The organism is Herbaspirillum sp. UBA812 (assembly GCF_002296545.1).
Taxonomy (GTDB): Bacteria; Pseudomonadota; Gammaproteobacteria; order Burkholderiales; family Burkholderiaceae_D; genus Herbaspirillum; species Herbaspirillum huttiense.
In genome coordinates this window covers 1-5509 of the sequence record NZ_DBIC01000157.1, presented here as the reverse complement: position 1 = coordinate 5509, position 5509 = coordinate 1, and the positions used below count along the sequence as shown (strand labels likewise).

Sequence of the window (5509 nt, the reverse complement as noted above, 5' to 3'; positions counted from 1 at the left end):
CACGCGCATTCGCGTCGGCCCCTTCGCCAGCCGCGAGGAAGCCGAACGCATGGGCGGCCGAATCAAGAAGCTGGGCCTGAATGCCACGATTGTTCCTGCTTGAATTTGGCTACAGATAGCCGCATATTGTTGTCATCGTGACGATATTTGACTACCTGGTGCTGCTGATCCTGGCCTGTTCGGTGATCATCGGCACCCTGCGCGGGCTGGTGCGCGAGGTGTTGTCCCTGGCCGGCTGGATTGTCGCGCTGGTGGTGGCCAACACCTATGGCGAGGCGTTATCGACGATGCTGCCGGATGTGGTGCCGGGTGAACTGACGCGCTTGATCGTGGCCTTCATTGCCCTCTTCATCGGCACGCGCCTGTTGATGGCGCTGGTGGCCAAGACGCTGGGCGAGCTGGTCAAGGCGACCGGCCTGGGTTTCCTCGATCGCACGCTGGGCAGCATTTTCGGTGTGGCGCGCGGGGTATTGCTGGTGGTGGCGGTGGCCTTGCTGTGCGGTACCACGGCCATTCCGCAACAGGATTTCTGGAAGCAGGCGCGCTTCAGTCCCTGGGTCGAGCAGGCCGCCGAAGCGGTGCTGCCCTACCTGCCGGGCAAGCTGGCCGAGCATGTGAGTTTTTCCACTCCGGTGTGAGCGGATGGGCGCCCCGTGGCGGGGACCATCGGATCGCGGGAGTGGCGTGGCAGTCGTGGTTCATTTTCGTTTTCGTTTTTCGTTAGGAGTCCACCATGTGTGGCATCGTCGGTATCGTCTCTCATAGTCCCGTCAACCAGATGCTGTATGACGCGCTGCTGCTGCTGCAGCACCGCGGCCAGGATGCGGCGGGGATCGCAACCAACCACAGCAACGGTTTCTCGATGCACAAGGCCAATGGCCTGGTGCGCGACGTGTTCCGTACCCGCAACATGCGCTCGCTGCCCGGCAACACCGGCATCGGCCAGGTGCGCTACCCGACCGCAGGCAGCTCGTCCTCGGAAGAAGAAGCACAGCCCTTCTACGTCAATGCCCCCTTCGGCATCATCCTGGCGCACAACGGCAACCTGACCAATGCGGAACAGTTGAAGATCGAGATGTTCAAGAACGATCGCCGCCACATCAACACCGATTCCGATACTGAAGTGCTGCTGAACGTGCTGGCCCACGAGATCCAGCAAGCCACTACCGGCTACTCGCTGGACCCGGCTGCACTCTTCAAGGCCGTGGCCATGGTGCACAAGCGCGTGCGCGGCTCCTACGCCGTGGTGGCGCAGATCGCCGGTTATGGTCTGCTGGGCTTCCGCGATCCGTACGGCATCCGTCCGATGTGCCTGGGCTTCAACGAGAGCGACAAGGGCATCGAATACATGATGGCCAGCGAATCGGTGGCCCTGGAAGGCATGGGCTTCCGCTTCCTGCGCGACGTCAACCCGGGTGAAGCGATCTTCATCGACAACGACGGCAAGCTGTACAACCAGCAATGCGCCGAGAACCCGACGCTGAACCCCTGCGCCTTCGAATACGTCTACCTGGCTCGTCCGGACTCCATCATCGATGGCGCTTCGGTCTACGCCACCCGTCTCAAAATGGGCGAATTCCTGGCCGACAAGATCCGCAGCCAGTTCAAGCATGGCGAGATCGACGTGGTCATGCCGATTCCCGATTCCTCGCGTCCGGCGGCCATGGAACTGGCCCTCAAGCTGGGCATCGAGTACCGCGAAGGCTTCATCAAGAACCGCTACATCGGCCGTACCTTCATCATGCCGGGCCAGGCGCTGCGCAAGAAGTCGGTGCGCCAGAAGCTCAACGCCATCGGCAGCGAATTCAAGGGCAAGAACGTGCTGCTGGTGGATGACTCCATCGTGCGCGGCACCACCAGCCGTGAAATCGTGCAGATGGCCCGCGAGTCGGGCGCCAAGAACGTGATCTTCGCGTCGGCCGCGCCGCCGGTGAAGTTCCCCAACGTGTACGGCATCGACATGCCGACCCGTGACGAACTGATCGCCTTCGGCCGCAGCGACGAAGAAGTCTGCCGCGAGATCACCGCCGACGCCCTGGTGTACCAGGATGTGGAAGCCCTGAAGCGCGCCATCTCCGACGCCAACCCGGCCCTGAAGCAATTCGAGGCCTCCTGCTTCGATGGTCACTACATCACCGGCGACATCACCCAGGAATACCTGGACCGCATCGAATACGCCCGCAAGAATCCCAAGCCGGCGCTGGAGGATGTGGTGCGTTCCCAGCTGAACCTGAACCTGGCGCGCGTGGACTGATCCCCGCCGTCTGATTCCAGGCTGGAACAGGACGCCGGTGGCCGCTTTGGCGGCACCGGCGTTTTGCGTTGAGGTGCCATGCAAACCAGCCGACGGGAATCTGGCTTATCATTTTGCCCTTGGCCGTGCGCCGGCCTTGCTCATTTCTTCTGCCTTTCCGACTACGCGATGAACGATAAAAAGACCTACGGCTTCACCACTACCATCCTCCACAGCGACCGCCAGAAGGGCATCGAACACGGCTCGCTGCACAAGCCCATCCACACCTCCGTGACCTTCGGCTATGAAGATGCGCGCCAGCTGGCCGAGGTGTTCCAGGGCAAGCAGCCAGGCTATCGCTATGGCCGCCAGGGCAATCCGACCGTGTCGGCGCTGGAAGACAAGATCACCAAGATGGAAGACGGCAAGTCCACCATCTGCTTTGCCACCGGCATGGCCGCCATTGGCGCCATCGTCCAGGGTCTGCTGCGCGAGGGTGATCATGTGGTGTCATCGGCTTTCCTGTTCGGCAATACCAACAGCCTGTGGATGACGGTGGCCGCGCAGGGGGCCAAGGTCTCCATGGTCGACGCCACCGATGTGAAGAACGTGGAAGCGGCCATCACGCCGCAGACCCGCCTGGTCTTCGTGGAAACCATCGCCAACCCGCGCACCCAGGTGGCGGACTTGAAGCGCATCGGCGAGCTGTGCCGCGAGCGCGGCATCCTCTACGTGGTGGACAACACCATGACCTCGCCTTACCTGTTCCGTCCCAAGACGGTCGGTGCGGGCCTGGTGGTCAATTCGCTGACCAAGTCCATCGGTGGCCACGGCAATGCCCTCGGTGGCGCGCTGACCGATACCGGTGAATACGACTGGACGCGCTACCCGCACATTGCCGACAGCTACAAGAAGAACCCGGCCCCGCAATGGGGCATGGCGCAGATCCGCGCCAAGGCATTGCGCGACTTCGGCGCCACGCTGGGCCCGGAAGCGGCGCACCACATCGCCGTTGGCGCCGAGACCATGGCCCTGCGCCAGGAACGTGAATGCAAGAATGCGCTGGCGCTGGCCCAGATGCTGGAAGCGGATCCGCGCGTGGCAGCGGTCCACTATCCGGGGCTGGAGTCGCATCCCCAGCACGTCTTGTGCAAGCAGCTGTTCCGCGCTTTCGGCAGCCTGATGTCCTTCGAGCTGAAGGACAGCATCGATTGCTTCGATTACCTCAACCGGCTGAACCTGGCCGTGGCCGCCAGTAACCTGGGCGACACCCGTACGCTGGTGATCCCGGTGGCGCACACCATCTTCTACGAGATGGGGGCTGAGCGCCGCGCCAGCATGGGCATCGCCGAGTCGCTCATTCGTGTGTCCGTGGGGCTGGAAGATACCGATGACCTGGTGGCCGATTTCCGCCAGGCGCTGGAGGCCTGAAGCGGCAAGCCCGCCGTGACGGCGGTTCCAGGCCGAAGTGAATGAAACGACACGCCCGTCGCCTCGCAAGAGGGACGGGCGTTGTCGTTGCTAGCGCCAGATGAACGTTTGTGTAAAAAACCGGTATCAGGGCACCAGGTTGGCCACCGCTTCACGGTCGGCCCACTTGGTCTTGTAGGTCGGCTTGAAGGTCTGGAAGCGCTCGATCAGCTTGACCGGATCGGCCTCATGCATCATTAGCCCGGACTGGTCGCTGCTGACGAAGCGCTGCGAGACCAGATGGTCGACGAAGGCGATCAGGTTGTTGTAGAAGCCATCCACGTTGTACAGGCAGATCGGCTTGTAGTGGAAGCCCAACTGGGCCCAGGTCAGCACCTCGAACAGTTCTTCCAGGGTGCCCATGCCGCCGGGCATGGCCACGAAGCCATCGGAGAGCTCGGCCATCATGGCCTTGCGTTCGTGCATGTCCTTGACGATGTGCAGGCGGGTCAGGCCGTCGTGGCCCAGCTCCTTGTCCAGCAAGGCTTTGGGGATGACGCCGGTGGCTTCGCCGCCCAGCTTCATGACTTCACTGGCGATGATGCCCATCAGGCCCACATTGCCGCCGCCATAGACCAGGGCGATGTTGTTCTTCACCATCTCCTGAGCCAGCTTGCGCGCTGCCTCGGCATAGGCCGGGGAAGCGCCGGGGGAAGAACCGCAATATACGCAAATCGATTTCATGTGTCCTCTGCTGTGTCCGTCGTTACGTCAGTACATGGTTACAATGGCTGAGCTGGATAGCCAGATGTTTCCTGCTGGAATCAGAATGTCTCTCCAAGCTGCCACTATCTCCAGCCGTCTTCCTGTTATACCATGATAGTGCAGTGCAGCATAAGCTGAAGTGGTGACGCCGGCGTGACAGCGCGGCACTGCGCATGCGCCCGGCCACATTGTGCGGGTCTGTCACGTGGCACGTGAAGATAAAGGACATCATGTCGAACAAGATCGTCAGTCTGGCCCTGCAAGGCGGGGGCTCGCATGGCGCCTTCACCTGGGGCGTGCTGGATCGTTTGCTGGAGGATGGCCGGCTGGACCTGGAAGGCATCAGCGGTGCCTCTGCCGGGGCCATGAATGCAGCCGTGATGGCCCAGGGCTACGTGCAGGACGGGCGCGACGGTGCCCGTGCGGCGCTGGAGCGCTTCTGGACGGCGCTCTCCAATGGCGTGCCGATGGACCATGTCACGACCGAAGGCGCGCCCGTCATCGCCAATCCCACGCCCATGCCCGGCATGCAGGCGCTGCTGGCGATGACGCGCTTCTTCTCGCCCACGCAACTCAATCCGCTGGATATCAATCCCCTGCGCGACATCCTGGTGGAGCAGGTCGATTTCGAACGCCTGCGCAGCCAGCGTGAGCTGAAATTGTTCATTGCGGCTACCCAGGTCAGTACCGGCACGCTCAAGATTTTCCGCAATCCCGATCTCTCGGTGGAAGTGCTGCTGGCCTCGGCCTGCCTGCCTTCGCTGCACCGGCCCATCGAGATCGATGGCGAAGCCTATTGGGATGGCGGCCTGACCGCCAATCCGCCGATTTTCCCGCTCTTGCATTCCTGTGCCGCACGTGACGTGATGGTGGTGCTGCTGCATCCCAGCCGCCGGGCCGGCACGCCCACCTCCAGCCACGACATCGGCCAGCGGCTCTCGGAAATCAGCTTCAGTTCGGCCTTCTTCACCGAACTGAGCGGACTGGCCCTGGCCAAGCGCGAGGCCGAGAATTCCACTCTGGCCTTCGGCTCGCTGGAGCGGCGGCTGCGCCAGCTCAACAATCACATGATCGATGCCAATAGGCTCATGGAGCAACTGA

6 protein-coding genes are annotated in these 5509 nt (G+C 62.4%); 5 read left to right on the top strand and 1 reads right to left on the bottom strand.

Annotated elements, in window-relative coordinates; all coding sequences use genetic code 11:
- Positions 1 to 7 precede the first annotated feature (7 nt).
- From B3873_RS10065 to B3873_RS10050, 4 genes are all read left to right on the top strand, one after another.
- The gene (locus B3873_RS10065; protein WP_286865733.1) at positions 8 to 103 is read left to right on the top strand and encodes an SPOR domain-containing protein; all 96 of its coding nucleotides are present in this window, start codon (positions 8 to 10) and stop codon (positions 101 to 103) included.
- Between the two features lie 34 nt (positions 104 to 137).
- Positions 138 to 638: a CvpA family protein gene (locus B3873_RS10060; protein ID WP_134222962.1), complete on the top strand. Its 501-nt coding sequence runs from the start codon at positions 138 to 140 to the stop codon at positions 636 to 638.
- A gap of 95 nt (positions 639 to 733) precedes the next feature.
- The gene (purF, locus tag B3873_RS10055) at positions 734 to 2254 is read left to right on the top strand and encodes an amidophosphoribosyltransferase (protein ID WP_088754955.1); all 1521 of its coding nucleotides are present in this window, start codon (positions 734 to 736) and stop codon (positions 2252 to 2254) included.
- Positions 2255 to 2422: 168 nt separating this feature from the next.
- Positions 2423 to 3664, top strand: a complete 1242-nt coding sequence (locus tag B3873_RS10050) for a cystathionine gamma-synthase family protein (RefSeq protein ID WP_286865727.1) — start codon at positions 2423 to 2425, stop codon at positions 3662 to 3664.
- 126 nt (positions 3665 to 3790) lie between these two features.
- Here the strand turns inward: B3873_RS10050 and B3873_RS10045 are convergent, their stop codons facing one another.
- On the bottom strand, positions 3791 to 4387 hold the full coding sequence (locus tag B3873_RS10045; protein WP_034338932.1) for a TIGR00730 family Rossman fold protein: 597 nt from the start codon (positions 4385 to 4387) through the stop codon (positions 3791 to 3793).
- A gap of 251 nt (positions 4388 to 4638) precedes the next feature.
- Between B3873_RS10045 and B3873_RS10040 the strand changes: the two genes are divergently transcribed.
- Positions 4639 to 5509, top strand: an 871-nt coding sequence (locus tag B3873_RS10040; protein WP_286865724.1) for a patatin-like phospholipase family protein, incomplete at its 3' end; no start/stop codon positions are given.